The sequence below is a fragment of the Synergistaceae bacterium genome, from assembly GCA_031272035.1.
GTDB lineage: Bacteria > Synergistota > Synergistia > Synergistales > Aminobacteriaceae > JAISSA01.
This window is the reverse complement of record JAISUO010000060.1, coordinates 1-19948: the sequence shown is the minus strand read 5'-3', so window position 1 is coordinate 19948 and position 19948 is coordinate 1. Positions and strand designations below refer to the sequence as shown.

Below are 19948 nucleotides of genomic sequence, written 5' to 3'. Positions count from 1 at the left end.
CTAAGGTTAATCGTATCGCCCATAGCCACAACCTCCTTCAATATTGTAAGCATATTGTAATACGTAATCTGGTTCATATCCATGCATAGCACTTATTTTTTACTTTGCCCATTGGAGCTGCGTCCTGGGCGGCGGTATGACCTGCACGGAGGCGGCGGCAGACTCTAAAAATGTGAGATAATAAAGGGCTGTGGAGAAAGAGCGCTTGCGCAATTTCAGGCGAGCAGGCTGTTTGGACAGGTGATTTTGAAATGAAAATCGTGCATACAATCAAGGATCAAATTTATGATATTCTCAAACAGCGAATCCTCAGAGGAGAATATCAATGCGGGCAGCAAATTTTCGAGCAGGAGATCGCGGCGGAGCTCAGAGTGAGCCGTTCTCCCGTACGGGAGGCTTTGCGCCTGCTTGCCGGAGAGTGGCTCATTTACAACGTCCCGAACAAGGGCACGTTCGTTATGGAATACACGACGAAGGACATCGATGAGCTCACCGAGATACGCCTTTTGTTCGAGCGCAATACGATTCTGTCCCTCCGGAGACTGACCGAAGAGGAAAAAGACTTGCTCCTCGACGCTCGCCGCGTGTTGACGGAAGCTTACGAGAAAAACGATCTCCACGCCTACTTCCAGGCGGACATAGCCCTGCATCGCAGGATCATTTCCTTCGGCGCCAACGATTTGATGATCCGGCTCTACGACCGACTGTACGGAATCATGCAAATGAGGAGCAGCATTGTCCTCAGGTACAGACCCAAAACCTACCCTCCCCATGCCGACCATCTTCTCATCATCGACGCGCTCATTGCCGGAGACCGCGAAACCGCCTGGGAAATCAACCGCAGACACCTGCTCCGGACGGGGGACGAAATCAAGGACCGTCTTCAGCAGCAGCGCGGGGACGAGCCGAAAAAAGAGGAATAGAGAAGTTCACTCAGGTATTGTATGATGATCTTCAGAGAAAACGAGAAACGGGGAGGATGCACGATGGATTTAAACATTACGGATGAACTGGTGAAATTTTTGAAGAAGAATCACAGGGATTTCGTAACACTGAGCGGTCTGCCGGATTCGTTGAAAAAAAACCTGACGAACAAAAAAAAGCCTGCAAATATCGAAATCAAAGAGGTGCTCACTCCGCACCTGGGAAATGTTTTAATGGTGAAAAAAGGCGGCCGGTCGGATTATCTCGCGTTCAAACAGACTGAAGACGAGTTGCTGTTTCGCGTCGTTCAGAGCCGCTCCGGCAAAAGTCCCGGCCAGATGGCAGTGAACATTCCCTTCTCCAAAAAAGAGTTTATTTCCGTCCTGAATCGCCTGTTGGAACAGGGTAAGGTTCAGGTGCGGCTTGGCGATAACTACAACCTGAAACTCTATCCCGCGGACAACACGGCATTTCGGTCTGAAGAAAAACGCTCTGAAGCGGAACAGCCCGAACCCGTGCCGCCGGTGGCGGACGTTTCCGAAGAAAAGTTCCGGGCCGCGTTTCAGGAACTGGAGCGGGGAAAATTCTACGTGCGTATTTGTGACATGCGCCGCCGTCTGAACTGGCCTGAAAAAGAATTTGACGCAATGCTGCGCCGGCTCCGAGATGCGGGAAAATTGCAGCTGCAGGGCGGAGATACGGATTACTTCACCCCCGATGAGCTTCAGGCGAGTTTCGTGGATGAAAACAATTTCCGCATGTTGACGATGATGTGGCGGCAATAATGGAGACTACAATGGACACTTTCGATGTTATCCGGGATCAGCTGTCCCGGAACAATCCCTTTTCCTCCGGAACGGCGGCCGCTCCCTGGGAAAATCAGGACCCTGACGTGGCATCCCTGAATCAGGCGGCCTATGGAAATATTTGCCGTTTGATTCAGGCAAAAAATCAGAATCCGAGAATTTCGATGGCGGGCCTTGTTCTGGGCGACTCAGGAATGGGCAAGACGCATTTTTTGAAACGCCTTTTGGATTACACCCGACAAAATGACATTTCGGCTGCGTTTGTCTCCGTGAAACCCCTGCTGAATCCCCAAAAACCCATGCGTCATCTTCTGCGCGAGATTGCGGTCAACCTGGCGAGAGTTCGTGTTTCGGACAGGTCTTCTCCGGGCAAGCACCCGCAAATTCCGCAGTTCGAGTATTTTGTGACGAAAATTCTGCAGCGCTATCGGGAAGATCACGTGGGATTTAACTTTGAAAGTACCGGAAAAGACTATTTCAAAAACCGTTACCCGGACCTCAGTGAGAGCCTCCTGAAGGCCGTTTCCGATTATCGTGACAAAAAGAAACGGAGTTTGATTTTGCGCTGGCTTCAGGGATGCGTCGATCAGGACTGTACCGATGTGCTCAAATTGCCCGATCGCTCGTCGATGAACGATTATGAACTGGAAGAAGAAGCTCACGATCTCATTTTATCTATGGGTCTGCTGCTTGAATACTGTTCCATGCCGATGATCCTCTGTTTTGATCAGCTTGATGGGATGAAAGATACAGGAGTGCTTCAGGCTTTCGGGGATATGATCCATTTTTTGGTCAACGACGTGAGCAGCATTCTGCCGCTGGCCTTTGTTCGTATCGGAACCTGGGACCAGCGTTTTGTCCCTCACCTTGACCAGGCTGTAATTCAGCGGCTGAAAAATAATGTGGAACGTCTGCAGGGCTGCTCGGTCGTTCAGGCTCAGGAACTTCTGAAAATTCGAGTTGAACGCAGGTTCCCGGACGACGCCGGAGAGAAATATCAGTGGCTGATGACCCGGCTGGAGAATAAACTGAAGGAAGGTTATCCCCCTCGTCAGGTGATCGAACTTGCCAATGACGTTATCCGGCACCCTGAAAAACAGGGGCCGGCGGTTCCGGAAGAAGCGGACGTCGTCAAATTTTTCGCGGACGAATATCGGCGCGAACGAAGCAAGGTTGCGGCCGATTTCGACGTGTGGCCGCCGGATACGGAGCGTTTGTCGAGGGCTCTGCGGGCCTGGCTGCAGAGCCGGCCTGAATATGGAGAGCTGGCTGCCGGGCCCGACAAATTTGTGACGCTGGCGGGAAAAGTGCGAATTGAGGAAAACCTTGAAGCGCCCTGCGCCTTTATCATCAACACCGCCGAACATCCCAAAACGGTGGAGGCCGCTTTCAGGCGGGGCGTGAGCTTCCTGGAAAAAAATCCGGACGGACGCTGTTACTATATTATGGATCAGCGCTGTGTTTTTAAGGACAGGACACGATGGAAAAAAGTCCATGAGGTCAAGGATGATTTTGACGCGAGGCGCGGACTGACGCTGTTTTTGGATCATTCTCGGGCCATCGACTGGTATGGGCTGACCTCGTTGATTTTTAAGCTGGAAGCCGGGGATATTCTCCTGCCGCCCGCGTTTGGTTTTCGTCCCGCCACAGAGGAAGAATTTTCACTTTATATGAAAAAAGACTTCAATAAAAATTTTTTGGAGATTCCTCCCGTGGAGGCCCCCATCACTAACCCTCCTGCGGTGACGCCTCCGGATATGCCTCTGGGAAAAACGGGTCTGGAAAAAAAAATTATTTCCATCCTCAAAAAATCATCGATGCAGTTCATGACCGTGACGATTTTGCTGGGTCAGCTGGTGAAAAGCGGAGATCAGATCACGTATGACCTGCTGCTGGAGTTCATCAGTAAGCGTGATGAGCGCTTCAGATTGTATGAGAGCACGGACGACAGGCTCGTCATGCTGAAATAACCATGGAACAGAAAATTGTGGTTACCGCATTGTCCCTTTGTCAGCGCTGTCCAAGGCTGCTGGCTTTTCAGGAACAGGGGGAAAAGAACGCCTGGCAGGCGGGGAGTGCCGGAAAGAAAAAAGTCTCCTATGGCTCGCTTTTTCACAGCCAAATTGTCGGCAGGTTCCACTCCGACGCGGCGGATGGAGAGTCCCCGTGCCGTCAGGCTCTGATAAAAGTCTTTGCCGGCGGGCAGAAAAATCTTAATAAACGCCTTAACGACCTGGTGCGGGAACATTATTTTTCTTCTTTTCTGATGACTCACAGTAAAAAACTGACGTCCCTTCAGGTTCAGGCCATAGCCCGGGCGACGACCTTCTGGGTCGAATGTCTGGCTGATTTTCTGTTGGATATTCCCTCGCTGTTTTCCTCCCCTGAAGAGCGTCTGAACGCGGTTTTCCACAGCCCGGAAAAAACTCTGAAGGGGGTCTGGGCCTTTCCTGACGGGCAGGTGTTGAAGGTGACCGGCCGATACGATGCTCTGCTCTTCAATCCAGACGCGGGCGAGGCCGTTTTGTTTGAGTTCAAGGGTTTCAAAATGCCGGATGTGACGGTTGGACTCTCGCAAACCCTCCTTTACGCGTGGCTGGTTTCTTCCGCTGCGGGAATCGTCCCTGCCGTGAAACTCATCGGTCTGGAAGACGACGCGCCCTGCAGTTTTGCCTCCGGCGATGTCAAAACGATGATGGGCAATCTTCCGTATCTGTTCGAAACGGCGAGGCAGGTCCTGGAAAAACGCCTGCCCCTTCCCCAGGCGGCCGACTCAGGGCTGTGCTCTCTGTGCCCTTATGACGCCCGATGTGACCAGGAATGGGGTGAACGTTCCTCTTTGCCGACGCAGGACGAGGATTTCGGCGAGGGGCTGGAGCGCATGACCCAGCTGCTCAGTGTCCTGCAGGCCTGTAACGTTTATGTTTCGGATGAGGGCTGTCTTTACAGTCCGGCTTTTATCCGTCTGAAGGTGAAGCCGGACATAAAGAAGGGCGCCAGAGTACAAAAAATTGAAGGGCTTGCCGATGATCTGCGGGTCCATATGGGCCTTGCCACCCAGCCGCTGATCCAGGCTCAGAACGGTTACGTCAGTGTCGATATTCCCAGAAAAGAGAGACAGGGTCTGAGCCTGACGGACCTCCTGAAAAAGGGAGAACACACGCGCCCGAAGTCGGAGGCGGCGTTTCCTCTGGGACTGGACATTGAAGGAAAAGCCCTGTGGGTGGACCTTGCCGATCCGATGATGACCAGTATTCTGATCGGCGGAACTTCGGGCAGCGGCAAAAGTGTCCTTCTGCGCTCGATTGTGATTTCTCTGCTTCTGTGCGCCCCCCGGGACAGTGTGAATTTCAGCCTGATCGACCCCAAACGAGTTACCTTCACGGACATGAAAAACCTCCGCTGTCTTGAGGAGGGGAGTCTCCTGTTGGACACCGGAGCCGCTCTGGAGGCTCTCAGTTCCGCAACAGAAGAAATGGAACGCCGCTATGTTCTGATGGAAAACATGGAAGTTTCAGATATCACCGCTTTCAACGCCAAAGCCGCCAACAGGCTGAAACGGCGCGTGATCCTTATCGACGAGTACGCGGACATGATTATCACCAAACAGACCCGCGAGGCTCTGGAAACCTCCGTGCAGCGAATATGTCAAAAAGGGCGGGCCGCCGGGATTCACCTGATTTTGGCGACGCAGCGCCCCGACGCCAAAGTGGTGACCGGCGTCATCAAGGCGAACCTGCAGTTGCGCGTCGCCCTGAAAGTGACCAGTCAAACCAACAGTCAGATTATCCTGGGCGAGGGGGTTGGGCAGGCCCAGTCTCTTTTGGGGAACGGGGACATGCTTGTGGGGGGCAGTATTCCGATACAGCGCCTCCAGGGACCGCTGGCCTCGACGGATTTGTTGGGTCGGGAGTTCTTCACGGAGTGATGCCAATTTGCTTTCAATCGAGTGTTAATGAAGAAGCTAATGTTTGAATATCATTGCTTTTAGCTATTCTAACTTTAGGCCTTTTACTTCAAATTGGTATGAACCGGACGGCGATAAAAAGAGCCTTCCCGTGTTAATTCGGGAAGGCTTGGAATTTACACTCGAACCCAACCTGCGGCACTCAAAAAGATTCTGTTTCTTTGAGGACGTGCGCCAAACCTCGCAGCTTATGCGAAAAATGATAGACACGAATCACTTTTTCTCGCTCGTCGATCCTAAAAAAGAGGTAGTAATTCCTCACGCGGCACCAACTCAAATCGACGTCAGCAAACAATCCGCTTGAATGATTTTTCAGAGATTGTCCTTTCCAAAGTCCCTCGCGTAAAATGCGCGTTTTTTCGTCTATCGAATCGAGAAGGCTCTCCGCCGCAGCTGGGTTTCGCAGAGTGTCCGCTATGTAGAAAACAGCTTCTCCGATGTCGCGCCGAGCGGACTCCAAATAAACGACTTTGTATTTCGGCATTACAATTACATATCCGTCTGCTTTGAACCGCGAGCCGAGCCCACGATTTTACGCGCGTCCCGCATCACCGTTTCATGACCGATCCAGCGTTCCGCTTCCTCACCCTCTTTGAGCCGTGCGAGCAAGGTCGCGCGAAGGGCTTGCGCCAATACCTCTTCTTTTGAAACATCGTCCATCGCGTCCGTGATTTCAAACGGAATACTGCGGGATCTGAGGACGGCGCGGATGAACATATTCACAGCGACAGACGCATTCAACCCCACTTCCGCGCAAAAAGCGTCAAAGGATTTCTTCACGTCTTCGTCGATTCTCACGTTTATGGTAGCCTGCGCCAAAGCGGTCCCCCCTTTGGCCTTATTGTATACCGATTTTTACACATTATAAATACGTTTGACGCACAGTTTTCCGACAAGATATTCCCCTGAGAGGTCAGGGGACATCTTGCCGGATTTTTTCGACAGCAATCGCGCGACCGCAGTCACGCCTCTTTAGAGTCTTTGGATTACGCCGACTTTTTGAGCAGCGTCTCCCACTTTTTGTCGACGGCTTTCTGCCAGGACTCGATCATCCACTCGTTGCCCTTGTGGAACAGGTGGGCGAAACGTCCCTGGGGCCGAAGATAATCCTCCACCGGCAGTTTCTTTTTGGGCTGATAGGAGAGGATCCATTTTCCCTCGACCACTTCGTACAGAGGCCAGACACAGGTTTCCACCGCCAGCCGGCAGATGTTCATCAGCTCTTCCGTGGGGTAGCGCCAGCCCCGAGGGCAGGGGGCCATGATGTTCAAAAAGGCGGCTCCCGGCGTATAAATGGCTTTATGAGCCTTCTCGTGAAGGTCTTTCATGTTGCCGACAAAGGTGGTCTGGCCCACATAAGGGATGTTGTGCGCCGCCATGACCTCCGTCAGGTCCTTTTTCATCTGCTGTTTGCCGGCTATGGCCGTACCTGCCGGGGACGTGGTTGCGTCGGCGAAAAGAGGCGTCGAGGAGGACCGTTGAATACCCGTGTTCATGTACGCTTCGTTGTCGTAGCAGACGTAAACCATGTCGTGTCCACGCTCCATCGCTCCGGAAAGGGACTGGAAACCGATGTCGTAGGTCCCGCCGTCACCGCCGAAGGTGATGAATTTGCGGGTCTCATTGATTTTACCCTTCTTTTTCAACGCCTTGTAGCAGGCTTCAGCGCCGCTGGTGGTGGCTCCGGCGCAGGCAAACGCGGTGTGGATGGCGCTGTCCTTCCAGGCGGTGTAGGGATACATAATGGTGGAAACCTCCAGACATCCCGTCGCCACGCCAATGACCGCCTTATCTTCGGGATTGAGCGCCCGCAGCACGCCTCGAATCGCCACCGGAGAGCCGCAGCCGGCGCACATCCGATGTCCGCCGGAGATTCGTTCCGGCTTGGAAAGTTCCTGTCTCAGATCGTAAGCCATGATTTATACCTCCTGCCCTCTCACGGCGAGATAACGATACACATCGCCCTCAGAACCTGTTTTTACGATTTCGGCCAGCCGATTGTACACGAAGGCGATGTCTTCCACCTTGACGTCCCGTCCGCCAAGACCGTAGATATAATTCACCATTTTAGGAGCGTTGGGAAGGTTGTAACAGGCGCTGCGGGTCTCGGCGAAAATCGGACCTCCCGCCGACGAAAAACTTTCGGCCTTGTCCAGAACGGCCACCGCCTTCATTTTGGCAAGGGCATGGGCCAGCTCCGCCGAGGGGAATGGGCGGAAGGAACGCAGTTTTATCAGCCCGACCTTTTCGCCTTTGCCCCGCAGTTCGTTGACCATGGCCTTGGCCGTTCCCGCGCTGGAGCCGATGAGGACAATGGCCCGCTCGGCGTCGTCCATCCGGTACTCCTCGAAGAGGCCATATTCCCGTCCGGAAATGGCCTTGAACTCCTTTGCCACGTCCAGAATGACTTTTTTGGCGTTTCTCATGGCCAGAGCCTGCTGATATTTATGCTCCATGAAGTAGGCGGGGGTGTCGTAGGGGCCGATGGAGAGAGGACCGTTCAAAAGGGAGCATTCCGGCTTGTATTCTCCGACGAAGGCTTTGACTTTGTCGTCCTCAAGCAGGTCGATGTTTTCGATGGCGTGGGAGGTGATGAATCCATCCTGACAGGTCATGACCGGCAGGCGAACGTCGGGATGCTCGCCGATGCGCATGGCCATGCAGAAGTTGTCGTAGGCTTCCTGATTGGTTTCGGCGTAGAGCTGAATCCAGCCGGAATCTCGGGCGCCCATGGAGTCGCTGTGGTCGTTGTTGATATTGATGGGGCCGGAAAGAGAGCGGTTGACGCAGGCCAGAGTGATGGGCAGACGGCAGGACGCCGCCACGTACAGCATTTCCCACATGAAGGCCAGCCCGCAGGAGGAGGTGGCGGTGATGGCCCGTCCCCCGGCGGCCTGAGCGCCGATGCAGCAGGACATGGCGCTGTGTTCCGACTCCACGGCCACAAATTCGGTGTCCACTTCGCCGTTGGCCACATATTGAGAAAAATATTGAGGAATTTCGGTGGAGGGCGTAATCGGGAAGGCTCCCATGACGTCCGGGTTAATCTGTTTCATGGCAAAGGCCACGGCCTCGTTGCCGGAAAGTCGCTCGCGGATACCCATCACTTTTCCTCCTTTGCAAAGGTAATGGCGCCGAAAGGACACACTTTGTAACAGATGCCGCATCCCTTGCAGTGCTCGTAATCGAAGTTCAGGCGTTTGCCGTCCTTGACCGGAATTGATACATCCGGGCAGACCGGCACGCAGAGCATACACTGTTTGCACTTCGACTCAACGTAAGTGGGGATCATCGTCCGCCAGTTTCCGGTGTTTACCAGCGTCGCGTTGCCGCTCTCGCGAATATCCCCGCCAGGGCTGATGTCCTGCCAGGTGACCTGGTCGTTGATCTGAGAAGCCGGTACGTATTTACTCACAGTCCCTTCACCTCTTTCATCGATCGTTTCAGCGCCTTCATGTTCCCCTCGATGACCTGAGGTTTCGTGGCGAATTTGTGTTTGAACGACCCCTCCATGTCGGCGGCAAATTCCTCCTCCGGGATGATTCCGCTGACCTTGACCACCGCGCCCAGCATCGGCGTATTGGGAAAGTTCCGCCCCAGCTCTTCCTCGGAAATTTTCGCGGCGTCGATGGTGCAGACCTTACCGGTGTATCCCTTCAGCAGCGGCCGCAGTTCTTCCGGCGATTTGTCGGAATTGATGATGATGGCCCCGTTGGGTTTCAGCCCCCTGGTCACATCGACCGCCGAAAGAAGAGTTGCGTCCACGACGACGACGTAGTCCGGATCATAGATGTTGGAGTGGATCGTGCATCGCTCGTCGCTGATCCGGTTGTAGGCCGTGATGGGCGCGCCCATCCTTTCCGGCCCGTATTCCGGGAAACCCTGAACGAATTTACCGGTGTTGAACGCCGCGTCCGCCAGCAAAAGCGACGCTGTTTTCGCTCCCTGTCCGCCTCTCCCGTGCCAACGTATTTCGATCATATTCGCCATGTTCTACCTTCTTTCTGCAAAATACAATATAAAATGACAATTCACATTTTAACAGTTTCTCCAGTTTAAAGGAAAAAGGCGTTTTGCGCTATTTTTTTGCCTCTGCCGCCGCGCGACGGGCGTTGTCCCTGCGGATGCCCGTTTCTTCCGACGGAGAAATGCGCCAGGCCTGCTCGTATTTTTGCAGAGCTTCCGCGTAGCGTCTGTCTTTCGCAAGCCTGTCTCCGGCCCGAACCAGCGCGGCGGCTTCCGACAGTTGAGCTTTGCGCTGGCTGTCCGCCTTTCGCTCCGCAGCTTCACGTTTTGCCTGAGTTTCACGTCGGGCTTTCGCTTCGGCTTCCTGGCGGGACTGGGCTGCAATGCGGGACTCAAAAGTGGCTTCGCGCGCTTTCAGGGCGTCGTCTCTGGCGTTCAGGTCCGTTTCGTGCTGAGCGAGAGTTTTTTCACGATCCTGAAGTTCCGTTTCGCGTTTTGCCAGAGCTTCGGCCTGAGCTTTGATTTCGTTCTCGCGCTTTGCCAGGGCTTCCTCTTTGGCTTTGGAGTCGTTCTCGCGCTTTGCCAGAGCTTCTTCTTTGGTTTTGGCGTCGGTTTCGCGTTTTGTCAGAGCTTCGGCCTGAGCTTTGGTTTCGTTCTCGCGCTTCGTCAGAGCTTCTTCTTTGGTTTTGGCTTCGGTTTCCCGTTTTGTCAGGGCTTCGGCCTGAGCCTTGGCTTCGTTCTCGCGTTTTGTCAGGGCTTCCTCTTTGGTTTTGGCGTCGGTTTCCCGCTTTGTCAGGGCTTCGGCCTGAGCTTTGATTTCGTTCTCGCGCTTCGCCAGGGCTTCCTCTTTGGTTTTGGCGTCGTTTGTCTGCCGGGAGAGGTTATCTTCCCCGGTTTTCAGTTCACCTTCGCGCTTTGTCAGAGCTTCTTCTTTGGCTTTGGCGTCGGATTCCCGTTTTGTCAGAGCTTCGGCCTGAGCTTTGATTTCATTCTCGCGTTTTGTCAGAGCCTCCGCACGGTTGTCCAGCTCATGCAGACGGCCGTCGACGTCTCCGCTGGCGGGAAGGTCCGCCGCTGCAGCAGGCAGGCAGAACATCAACAATAACCCTGTTACAATCAGTTGTTTTGTGATTTTTTTGGACATAACCATACACCTCCACCCTCAACAGTGATAATCGTGCAGTTTTTCAACGGAAAAATTTTTACGCGTGACGCCAGTCTGATACAACGGCACAATCATATAACGAAAACAAACAAAAAGTAATCGGGAAGACGGGGGAAATATATTCTTCGCGGGCAAAATACGCCAGGAAATTTCAATAAAAAGCATCTTTTTTCCCCGTACGGTTCTGTGTATTATAATTTAAGACGACATGGGAATTTGATTGGCATGAAACAAAAAGGAAGGGGGAGAGGTCATGGAAAATCTCGTCATCACCATCAGCAGAGAATTTGGAAGCGGAGGACGGCTGATAGGGGAGAGACTTGCCGAGAAATTGGGATTCACTTTCTATGACAGCCGGCTGATCAGCCTGGCTGCGGGAAAAAGCGGACTGGATCCGCAGGTTTTCGAAAACGCGGAAGAAGAAGCCCGCAGTAAATTTCTGTTCAATCTGTCGATCGGCGGATATGTCTCGACGAGTATGTTTTCTCAGGTCAGCGTCCCCATCAGCGATCAGATTTTTTTTGCGCAGTCGAAGGTCATTGAGGAGATCGCAGAGCAGGGAAATTGCGTCATCATAGGACGCTGCGCAAATTATATCCTGCGTGAACGCCCGAGACTTTTTCGGGTGTTCCTCTATGGAGACGTTAAAGATCGCTGCCGCCGTATCGTTGAGGACTACGGCATGGCTGAAGACAAAGTGGAAGCTCAGATCGCCCAGGTGGACAAGGGAAGAAAAAACTACTACGAGCATTATACAAACGAGGTGTGGGGAGACCTGAAGTCCTATGACCTCTCTCTCAACACCAGCTTTACGGGTATTGACGTCGCGGTGAAGGTGATCAGTGCGGCGGTACAGGCAGTTTAGAATATACCTTTTTGGTTTCCTCGTGTTTGCGGCGTTCTTCCAGCTTCCACCAGGCGGACTCCAAAGCCCGGACAATTTCTCTCCGGTGCTCCCGCCAGGCGGCGGCGGCCTGACCGTCGGTGAGCGTGCTGAGATCCGCGTCGATCTCCACCGGGCGTTTGTGGATGGTGAATCTTATGCCGTCGAAGGCGATTGCGGAGCCATCCTCAAAGGGAATATAGGCTTTTGAGGAGTGAGATTCTTTGTTTTTTTCATGAAGCCCGCCGGAGGGCATTCCCGTTTTTTTCACGGCCGTCTGTCTTCCTGAAGCGAAACGGGCAGACTTCGACTCATGAAATAGGCCATGTCTCCGTCACTGTAGAAACTTTCGCGTCTGGCGTCGTTTTTGAAGCCCAGACCTCTGTAGAGTTTGAGCGCCCCGTGGTTGGAATAGCGGACCCTCAGGGACAGTCTGGTAAACCCAAGGCTTTCCGCGCATTCTCCCACGGCGAAAACGAGTTGTTGCCCGATGCTCTGCCGCCGGTATTCCGGAATGACCACCAGGTTCATCAGCAACCCCTCTCCCTTTTCCTCGCCAAGGACCGCGTACCCCAAAAGCCTGTCTCCCAGGGAGGAAAAAGCTCCCAGATAGGTCACTTCTCCGCTTCTGTCGGAGAGATCCTGCTGGATGACTTTTTCCGGCCAGGGCCACGGCGAAGTTCGATCGATCTGAAGAATTTGATCGATGTCTTCTGTTGTACAAAAACGGATGTCGGTGAGAATCATCGTATCTCTTTCGAAAAAAGGACCTCGCTCCGGACGCGTCAGGGTGATACGGCGGCGAGGAGCGAGGCGCAGAGTTTTTTACAGGGCTAAAGGCCCCGATTGATCGTCTGTAACCGGTCTCCGCCAACACCGATCAGCTTCACCGGAGTATCCAGATGCTTTTCGATGTATTGGACGTAGGCCTGCGCCGCGGCGGGCAGGGATTCGAAGGTGGTGCAGCCCGAAATATCCTCCTGCCATCCCGGCATCGATTCGTACAGAGGGCGGCATTCCCCCAGAACGCTGGCCGCCGGGTTAAAACGATCCACTTTCGTCCCGTTCAGCTCGTAGGCTGTGCAGACCTGTATTTCTTTCATCCCCGTCAGAACGTCGAGTTTGGTGAGAGCGATGGCGCTGGCGCCGTTCAGGCGTACCGCGTAACGCAGGCCCACCATGTCCAGCCACCCGCAGCGGCGCGGACGCCCGGTGGTGGCTCCAAACTCTCCCCCTTTGGTTCGCAGGGTTTCTCCGATTTCCTCTTTATCTTCCGTGGGCATGGGGCCTTCTCCCACCCGGGTGGTGTAGGCTTTGACCACGGCGATCACGCGATCCACGGAGGAAATGGGCAGCCCCGTTCCCGTAAAACCGCCGGCTGCCGAGGTGGAGGAGCTGGTCACGTAGGGATATGTTCCGTGGTCGATGTCCAGCAGAGTCGCCTGAGCTCCCTCCAGCAACACGCGCTTCCCTTCGTCCAGAGCGTCGTGCAGAAGGCCCACGGTATCCCCCACGTAGGGGGCCAGAGCCTTACCCCAGTTCAGGGCCGGTTCGTAAATTTCGTCCATAGCCAGAGGTTTTTCGCCGTACATTTTGGTGAGCAGCTGATTTTTTTCTTCGAGAATGGCGGAAAGCAGTTCCCTCAACCGGTCTCCGTCGAGAAGGTCCGCCACGCGAAGCCCGCTGCGGGCGAATTTGTCCACGTAGCAGGGACCGATGCCCCGACCTGTTGTGCCGATCATGTGACCTTTGCCCCGGAACGCCTCCTGGGCTTTGTCGAGAATTTTATGATAGGGCATCACCACATGGGCCGCGGGACTGATAACGAGACGCGCCCGATCCTGATGACGTTCGTGCAGTTCGTGCAGTTCCTGCAAAATCTGTTCGGGCTCCATAACGACCCCGTTGCCCAGCATACAGAGCTTTCCCGGATAGAGCATCCCCGAGGGCAGCAGATGAAAGACGATCTTCTTTCCCTCGACGATGACGGTATGGCCCGCGTTGGCCCCGCCCTGGTATCGAACGAAAACGTCGATGTCGGACCCCATCATGTCTACAACTTTTCCCTTGCCTTCGTCGCCCCACTGAGCGCCGACAATAATATCCACTTTGCCTTTCACGTCGTAGCCCCCTAACTCTTCTTTCGGGCACCTGAAGAAGCTGTCGTCTGTGTCTTCAGGATCTGTTTTTTCAGTTCGGACAGAGCGCGCTGCAACTGCGCGTCCTTTACATAGTCCCTGTTCATCTGTCCCTCCACTTCCACGTTGGGAGTGAGCCCCACATGGTCGATGACCTTGCCGGAGGGGGTGTGATAACGGGCGATGGTCACGTAAATGCCTGACCCGTCCGTCAGATTGAACAGCGTTTGAACAGAACCCTTGCCAAAGCTCTTTTTGCCCACCAAAATGGCCCTGTCCCGGTCCCCCAAAGCTCCCGCCAGAATTTCCGACGCGCTGGCGCTGCCTTCGTTGATGAGAACCACCATAGGCAGGTCGGTCAGATATTTGGCCGGATCCGCGTAATAATCTTCGTTGGCCTTTTCCACCCGTCCCCGTGTACCCACGATGGAGCCGCCCTTCAGGAACATGCTGCTGATGTTGACGCAGACGTTGAGCAGTCCTCCTCCGTTGTTGCGGAGATCCAGAACCAGTCCCTTCGCGTTGCCGTCGATGAGGGTCTTCAGAGCTTCCTCCGCTTCCCTGTCGGTTTTCTGTTTGAACTGGGTCAGGCGAAGATAGCCGATGTCGTCCGAGAGCATTTCGTACCGCACCGATTTGATTTTGATGATCTCCCGCACCATCTCGAACTTCAGCAGCTCTTCTTCGTTTTCGCGGCGAATCCATATGGTGACGGCGGTGTCCGGTTTACCCCGCAGACGCTTGACGACCTCCTGAGAGTCCCATCCCAAAGCCACCTCGTCGCCCACCTTGACGATCTGATCCATGGGCTTCAGGCCCGCCCGGTCCGCAGGGGTGTCCTCTATCGGGCTGATGACCAGAATCCTGCCATCCCGGTCTCCAATGTACATCCCGAGCCCGCCGTACTGCCCCTCCATCTCGATTTCCTCTTCGCGAAGCTGGTCGGGCGCCACGAAACGCGTATAGGGGTCTTTCCAGGATTCCACCATCCCTTTGATTGCGCCCTGAACGAGCTGTTCCTCCGTGATGGATTTCGTGTCAGCGTCCACCTGATAGTTTTCGATGATGGCCCGCGCCTGACGAACCAGCCACAGGGATTTTGCGCTGAACGGGGACACCCGCTCGAAGTCGGAAACATCCGCAGCCCCGGCCGGAAGGATCGCCGGGCTTCTGAGACAAAGGATCACCCCAACGGCCAATACCGCCAACAGGGCGTACAACAGTTTTTTCTCATTCGATCTGTTTTTTTCAGGCCCGGACATTTCTTTTGCACTCATTGCCGCCACACCTTCTTCCCTTTACTCTTCCCGCACTGCGTATTTTCAACCTGATCCCGTCCGCCTGGCCTCGTCCGCAAATTAAAACAAACGTCATTTTAACATTCACTCGTCTCTCACGCTTCGTTTTTCTCCTCTCAGCTTTTTTTCAGATAGTCCAGAGGATTTTTGGCTGCCTCTCCCACACGGACCTCGAAGTGCAGGCTGGGGTCTTCCGCCGTTCCCGAATTGCCCACCGTCCCCACGATGGATCCCGTATTGACAGCCATTCCCTCTTTGACATGGGTGGAGCTCATATGTGCGTAGACGGTGGAGATATTGTTTCCATGGTCGATGATGACCACCTGTCCGAAACCTCGAAGCCAACCCTCGTAGAGCACTTCCCCGGGTCCGGCGGCCCTGACCGGAGCGTTGGCCGCGGCGAGAATGTCGATCCCCGAGTTGAAGGATTTCGTCTTGAGCACGGGGTGTACCCGCGGGCCGTAGGGACTGGTGATTTGACCTTTGACCGGCCATTCCAGCATGGATCCCCTGGCGAGATAGGTGTATTCTTTGGGGGCGGGGGCCGCTCTGCCTCCGGTTTGAGGGAGAAGTTCCTCCTCCCTGGTTCTTTTTCGCTTCTGCAGGGCCATAATCGTACGTCCGATTTCCCTTTGAGCCTGTTCGATTTCTTTTGCGGCCTGTTCCGCCTTTTTTCGCTCCTGCTGAACGCCGGAGAGGAGCGTGTTGGTCGCGCTGATGGACGCGTTGTATTTTTCCTGCTGAATGTTCAGTTCCCGACTTTGCCGGGCCAGCTGGGACCTGTTGTTTTCGAGGCTGCGCCGGCTTTGTTCCAGCTCCGACATTTTATGCAGCAGGTCGTCGATGATGACGCGGTCGTTATAGGCCAGACGAGCCAGCAGGTAGGCAAAGGCCAGGGCTTCGTGGGTATTTTCGGCGGAGAGCAGAAGATTCAGTTCTTCCCGGGAGCCGTATTTGTACATTCTGACCAGACGGGCTCTCAGCTCCACCACCAGTGCGCTGACCCGTTTCGACGTTTCCGCCATTTCTTCGTTCAGAACGGCCATGGACTTTTGAAGTTTGCTGGATTTCAGCTCCAGAAGCCGGATTTCCTGTTCCGCCATCTTCGAATTTTGCCGCAGCCCCGTGATGCGCCCCAAAAGACTCTGGGCCTGCTGGGCCTTCTTTTGGGCCGTTTCGTTGTACTGGCGAATTTTTTTGTCCAGCTCGTTTTTCGCTCGTTCCTGTTCCGCGATTTTCGCGTCGAGATCCGGGTCCGATTCCACTGGCGCCGCCCATCCCCCGACCGTGAAAAATACCGAAAACGTCAGAGCCGCGAGCAGCACCCCGATGATTTTCAGCTTTGGGGTCATTTCGAGACCTCTCTTCATTGTCAGGTTCTCCTATTATAATCTCATTGGGAGTTATCGCTTCAGATAATCGAGAGGGTTTTTTGCCGAGCTGCCCACCCGCACCTCGAAGTGAAGGTGATACCCTGTGGCCGTTCCCGTGTTTCCAACGGTTCCCACGATGGTTCCCGCCCGCACGATTTCCCCCGTCTTCACCCGGGAAGAGGACATATGAGCGTACACAGTGGAGTAATTGCGTCCGTGGTCGATGATGACCACCTGCCCGTATCCCCGCATCCATCCCACGTAGAGCACTTCTCCCGGCGCCCCCGCCCCGATGGGCGTCCCTCTGGGGGCGGCTATGTCGAGCCCGGAATGAAAGGACCTCGTTTTGAATACGGGGTGAATGCGGGAGCCGAATGGGCTGGAGATTTTCCCCCGAATGGGCCAGTCGAACATGTTGCCGCGTCCCCGCCCCACGAGATAGTCCACGCTGCCCCTGCCGGTTCCCGCTCTTCTGGCGGCCTCTTCCCGTTCCTTTTTCTGGCGCATGAGGGTCAGAATGGTTTCTCCCGCGGCCTTCTGGGCTTCTTCCATTTCCCGGGCGGTTTTTTCCGCCAGGGCCTTTTGACGCCGGATGTCGTTCAGCAGGGAGTTCGTCTGGCTGATGGTGGTGTTGTACTTCTGTCGCTCTCCGGTCAAAGCCTGAGCCTGCTTCTGGAGCCTTTCCCGATGGTCCTGAACCGTGAGACGGGACAGCTCGATTTCCTGCTTCGTGTTCCGGAGCTGTTCCAGCAGATACCTGTCGTATTGAGCGAGGCGATCCATAAGGTAAAGGAAATTGAGGACTTCCTGGGTGCTGTGGGCCGAAAAAATCAGCTGCAGTTCCTCGGAAGCTCCGTATTTGTAGAGATCTACCATTCGGAGTTTCAGTTCGACGACGAGGACGTCTATTTTGTTTTGGATTTTCGTCATTTCCTCGTTCAGAGAGGAGATGCTCTTTTGAAGTTTGCTTATTTGGAGTTCGAGGATGGAAATTTCCTGCTGGGTGACGCTGGCCTTCTGTTTAAAGTCGTCTATGCGGTCGAGAAGCCCTTCCGCCCTGCGGTTCATCCGCTGTATGGAAGATTTGTAGTCCTCCAGTTTTTTATCCAGTTCCTTTCGGCGGCGTTCTTCGGCCGCGATACGCGCGTCGATCTCGGCCATGGTCGCCGCTGAAACCCTGCCGGCCTCCGCGAAGACGAAAAAAACCGTCGCCAGAAGGAGCGCGGAAAACAGAACACGGTTTCCCCTCAGGGCGGACATTTTTGACAGGGTGCACTCCCGGGCGGACATGTTTTTTTAAAGAGGTTTTGTGACGGAGTTCATGAAACGAGTCACGACGATGCAGCTGCACACCCATCCCAGAGTTGCGCCGAAACCCACCAGCAGGACTCCGAACTGACCGATGGTCCGGCTGTCCGACAGGAGGCTGAGGAAGGGAAGGCTCTGCTGCAGCAGACGAATTCCGGGAAGATAGGCCGACGTGATGCCGATCACCGCCACCACGGAGCCCATAAACGCCAGAAAAGTCCCCTCCAGCACGAAGGGCGTGGAGATGTAGCTTCGGGTGGCCCCCACCAGGAACATGATTCCGATTTCCTCCCGACGGGAGTAAAGCGAGATGTGAATGGTGTTGTAGACCACAAGAGACGTCACCATGATGGACAGCAGGAACATCACCAGCACGGCCTTCGAAACCACCCGGGATATGGCCGACACCCGTTCGACCACCATGCCGGCGTAGATGACGTCCTCGATTTCCTCCATGGCCATCAGCGTCCGAACCAGAACCGGAACTTCCTGCGCGCTTTTCACGTGAATTTCGAAGTTCCAGGGCAGGGGATTTTCTCCGATCAGGTCCAGAGCGCGGGCGTCGATGGACTGACTTCTGCCCATTCCGGCCTGCAGTTTTGTCAGGGATTCCTCCGGAGAAAAAGCCTTCAGGGACGCCACGTTGTCCAGGGCCCGGATGCGGTCGGCCACGGCCCCCACCTCACTGCCCCGGCGCAGGTACGCCTGAACCACCAGCTCGCTTTCCAGTTTTTGGAGCAAATTTTGCACGTTCAGGGAAAAAAGGGCGGTGAGTCCCAGAATCCACATCATCACGGCCGCGGTGATCAGGGTCAGAATCCCCAGAAACCAGTGTCTCACCAGAAGCCGACTCGTATCCCGCAGAATGTATTTAAGCGTGGTCATCCGGCGTATACCTCCCCGCGGCCTCGTCTCTCACGATGCGTCCTCCGTCCAGCTCCACCACCCGCTGACGGTAGGAATCCACGATATATTGATTGTGGGTGGTCATGATGACCGTCACTCCGGCCGCGTTGATGGAGAGCAAAATCTTCATGACGTCTGTCGAGGTTCGATAATCGAGGTTTCCGGTGGGCTCGTCCGCCACGAAAAGCGACGGCGAGTTGGCAAGAGCCCGGGCGATGGCCACCCTCTGCTGCTCGCCCCCCGAAAGCTGGGGCGGTTTCATATAGCGCCGGCGCAGCAGTCCCACCTGCTCAATCACCATCATGGCCCGATCCTCAACCATGTAGGAAGGAATCGACATGGCCTCCATCACGAACGCCACGTTTTCGTACACCGTAAGATGGGGAATCAGCTTGAAATCCTGCGCCACGAGTCCCACGTCACGACGGTAGTAGGGAATGTCCCCCGTCCGCATTCGCCGCAGGTTCTCGTCTCCCACCATGACCGTGCCTCTCGTGGGGAGAACCTCCCGGGTGATGAGGCGCAAAAGGGTGGATTTGCCGGATCCCGTGGCTCCCACGATGTAAACGAATTCACCCTTGCCGATCTCCAGATTGACATCTTTCAACGCCACAATATCGGGCTTGAAGATCTTGGTTACGCCCGAAAATTTGATCTTCATCAGAAATATTTCTCCTCCCGCCGGCGCCGTTGCTTTTTTCCGGACGGAATTCCGCCGCCCATATTATCCGACCTCAATTTGTTAATTGTATCTCATAGTAGGGGCGAACTTCAAGGCTGCTGTCATTCCCTGTCAAGCGTCAGCGAAAATGTCCGCTTAGGATTTGAAACAGCCGGTGCTGAACGAAAAATAACGCCGGCTGTTTCAGGCTAAACAACCATACTGGACGCAACCTGCGCATCGTTTGGTTCCCGGTGTGCAGAGTATCTCCTCCAGGGGTGGTCCGCGGCAGGTTTATATGGTGAATTCAAAGCTTTAGCCTTCGCCGGTTTTTCTTTGCGTGCCGTACGTTCAATCTTTTTGAGCAGTATCGCACGTCCTTTACGCCAAATTATGACTTCCCCCGTAAATGTTTCACGGACTTCCGCCGTCGTTCGGGTCCCCAGGTAACATTTCGCGTCTTTTGGAACATACACATTATTTTTGTACGTGATTTCACCTCCGGCTCCGACCTGCCTCGTTTCACGCCAGACAAACACATATTCCGGATGCG

General features: G+C 54.6%; 21 protein-coding genes. 5 read left to right on the top strand and 16 right to left on the bottom strand.

What is annotated here, in order from left to right; translation table 11 throughout:
* The first annotated feature begins 251 nt into the window (after positions 1-251).
* The 4 genes from LBR61_07550 to LBR61_07535 all read left to right on the top strand — a co-directional run bounded on the left by LBR61_07550 (position 252) and on the right by LBR61_07535 (position 5658).
* Positions 252-923: a GntR family transcriptional regulator gene (locus LBR61_07550; protein MDR1731934.1), complete on the top strand. Its 672-nt coding sequence runs from the start codon at positions 252-254 to the stop codon at positions 921-923.
* A gap of 63 nt (positions 924-986) precedes the next feature.
* Positions 987-1709 (top strand): hypothetical protein, encoded by a 723-nt coding sequence (locus LBR61_07545; protein MDR1731933.1) that lies wholly within the window; start codon positions 987-989, stop codon positions 1707-1709.
* Between the two features lie 11 nt (positions 1710-1720).
* Positions 1721-3700: a hypothetical protein gene (locus LBR61_07540; protein MDR1731932.1), complete on the top strand. Its 1980-nt coding sequence runs from the start codon at positions 1721-1723 to the stop codon at positions 3698-3700.
* 17 nt (positions 3701-3717) lie between these two features.
* Positions 3718-5658: a PD-(D/E)XK nuclease family protein gene (locus LBR61_07535; protein MDR1731931.1), complete on the top strand. Its 1941-nt coding sequence runs from the start codon at positions 3718-3720 to the stop codon at positions 5656-5658.
* A 181-nt stretch (positions 5659-5839) separates the two neighbouring features.
* Here the strand turns inward: LBR61_07535 and LBR61_07530 are convergent, their stop codons facing one another.
* The 7 genes from LBR61_07530 to LBR61_07500 form a co-directional block, all read right to left on the bottom strand.
* Positions 5840-6181: a type II toxin-antitoxin system RelE/ParE family toxin gene (locus LBR61_07530; GenBank protein MDR1731930.1), complete on the bottom strand. Its 342-nt coding sequence runs from the start codon at positions 6179-6181 to the stop codon at positions 5840-5842.
* A 5-nt stretch (positions 6182-6186) separates the two neighbouring features.
* Positions 6187-6516 (bottom strand): type II toxin-antitoxin system RelB/DinJ family antitoxin, encoded by a 330-nt coding sequence (locus tag LBR61_07525; protein ID MDR1731929.1) that lies wholly within the window; start codon positions 6514-6516, stop codon positions 6187-6189.
* Positions 6517-6683: 167 nt separating this feature from the next.
* The gene (locus LBR61_07520) at positions 6684-7613 is read right to left on the bottom strand and encodes a pyruvate ferredoxin oxidoreductase (protein ID MDR1731928.1); all 930 of its coding nucleotides are present in this window, start codon (positions 7611-7613) and stop codon (positions 6684-6686) included.
* 3 nt (positions 7614-7616) lie between these two features.
* Entirely contained in the window at positions 7617-8801 is a 1185-nt protein-coding gene (gene porA / locus LBR61_07515) for a pyruvate ferredoxin oxidoreductase (protein ID MDR1731927.1), read from the bottom strand.
* Positions 8801-9112, bottom strand: a complete 312-nt coding sequence (locus LBR61_07510; GenBank protein MDR1731926.1) for a 4Fe-4S binding protein — start codon at positions 9110-9112, stop codon at positions 8801-8803. The genes porA and LBR61_07510 overlap by 1 nt, the downstream gene beginning before the upstream one ends.
* Positions 9109-9678, bottom strand: coding sequence for a 2-oxoacid:acceptor oxidoreductase family protein (locus tag LBR61_07505; protein MDR1731925.1), 570 nt, complete (start codon positions 9676-9678; stop codon positions 9109-9111). Before LBR61_07505 ends, LBR61_07510 begins: the two co-directional genes overlap by 4 nt.
* Positions 9679-9775: 97 nt before the next feature.
* Positions 9776-10807, bottom strand: coding sequence for a hypothetical protein (locus LBR61_07500; protein MDR1731924.1), 1032 nt, complete (start codon positions 10805-10807; stop codon positions 9776-9778).
* 274 nt (positions 10808-11081) lie between these two features.
* Here LBR61_07500 and LBR61_07495 point away from each other — a divergent pair, with 274 nt between their 5' ends.
* Positions 11082-11693 carry a cytidylate kinase-like family protein gene (locus LBR61_07495; protein MDR1731923.1) on the top strand — a complete coding sequence of 204 codons (612 nt, stop codon included), beginning with the start codon at positions 11082-11084 and terminating at the stop codon, positions 11691-11693.
* Here the strand turns inward: LBR61_07495 and LBR61_07490 are convergent.
* From LBR61_07490 to LBR61_07450, 9 genes are all read right to left on the bottom strand, one after another.
* Positions 11668-11982, bottom strand: a complete 315-nt coding sequence (locus LBR61_07490; protein ID MDR1731922.1) for a hypothetical protein — start codon at positions 11980-11982, stop codon at positions 11668-11670. The two genes, LBR61_07495 and LBR61_07490, sit on opposite strands and share 26 nt — an antisense overlap.
* Positions 11979-12458 carry a GNAT family N-acetyltransferase gene (locus tag LBR61_07485; GenBank protein MDR1731921.1) on the bottom strand — a complete coding sequence of 160 codons (480 nt, stop codon included), beginning with the start codon at positions 12456-12458 and terminating at the stop codon, positions 11979-11981. The genes LBR61_07490 and LBR61_07485 overlap by 4 nt, the downstream gene beginning before the upstream one ends.
* 86 nt (positions 12459-12544) lie before the next feature.
* Positions 12545-13831 (bottom strand): adenylosuccinate synthase, encoded by a 1287-nt coding sequence (locus LBR61_07480; GenBank protein ID MDR1731920.1) that lies wholly within the window; start codon positions 13829-13831, stop codon positions 12545-12547.
* A gap of 11 nt (positions 13832-13842) precedes the next feature.
* Entirely contained in the window at positions 13843-15126 is a 1284-nt protein-coding gene (locus tag LBR61_07475) for a S41 family peptidase (protein MDR1731919.1), read from the bottom strand.
* A gap of 137 nt (positions 15127-15263) precedes the next feature.
* Positions 15264-16517, bottom strand: a complete 1254-nt coding sequence (locus tag LBR61_07470) for a peptidoglycan DD-metalloendopeptidase family protein (GenBank protein ID MDR1731918.1) — start codon at positions 16515-16517, stop codon at positions 15264-15266.
* 33 nt (positions 16518-16550) lie between these two features.
* On the bottom strand, positions 16551-17780 hold the full coding sequence (locus tag LBR61_07465) for a peptidoglycan DD-metalloendopeptidase family protein (GenBank protein MDR1731917.1): 1230 nt from the start codon (positions 17778-17780) through the stop codon (positions 16551-16553).
* A 36-nt stretch (positions 17781-17816) separates the two neighbouring features.
* Positions 17817-18713 carry an ABC transporter permease gene (locus tag LBR61_07460; GenBank protein MDR1731916.1) on the bottom strand — a complete coding sequence of 299 codons (897 nt, stop codon included), beginning with the start codon at positions 18711-18713 and terminating at the stop codon, positions 17817-17819.
* Complete coding sequence (locus LBR61_07455; GenBank protein ID MDR1731915.1) at positions 18700-19395, bottom strand: ATP-binding cassette domain-containing protein; 696 nt, start codon at positions 19393-19395, stop codon at positions 18700-18702. The genes LBR61_07460 and LBR61_07455 overlap by 14 nt, the downstream gene beginning before the upstream one ends.
* A gap of 209 nt (positions 19396-19604) precedes the next feature.
* Positions 19605-19948: hypothetical protein (locus LBR61_07450; protein ID MDR1731914.1), on the bottom strand; the 344-nt coding region annotated here is incomplete at its 5' end.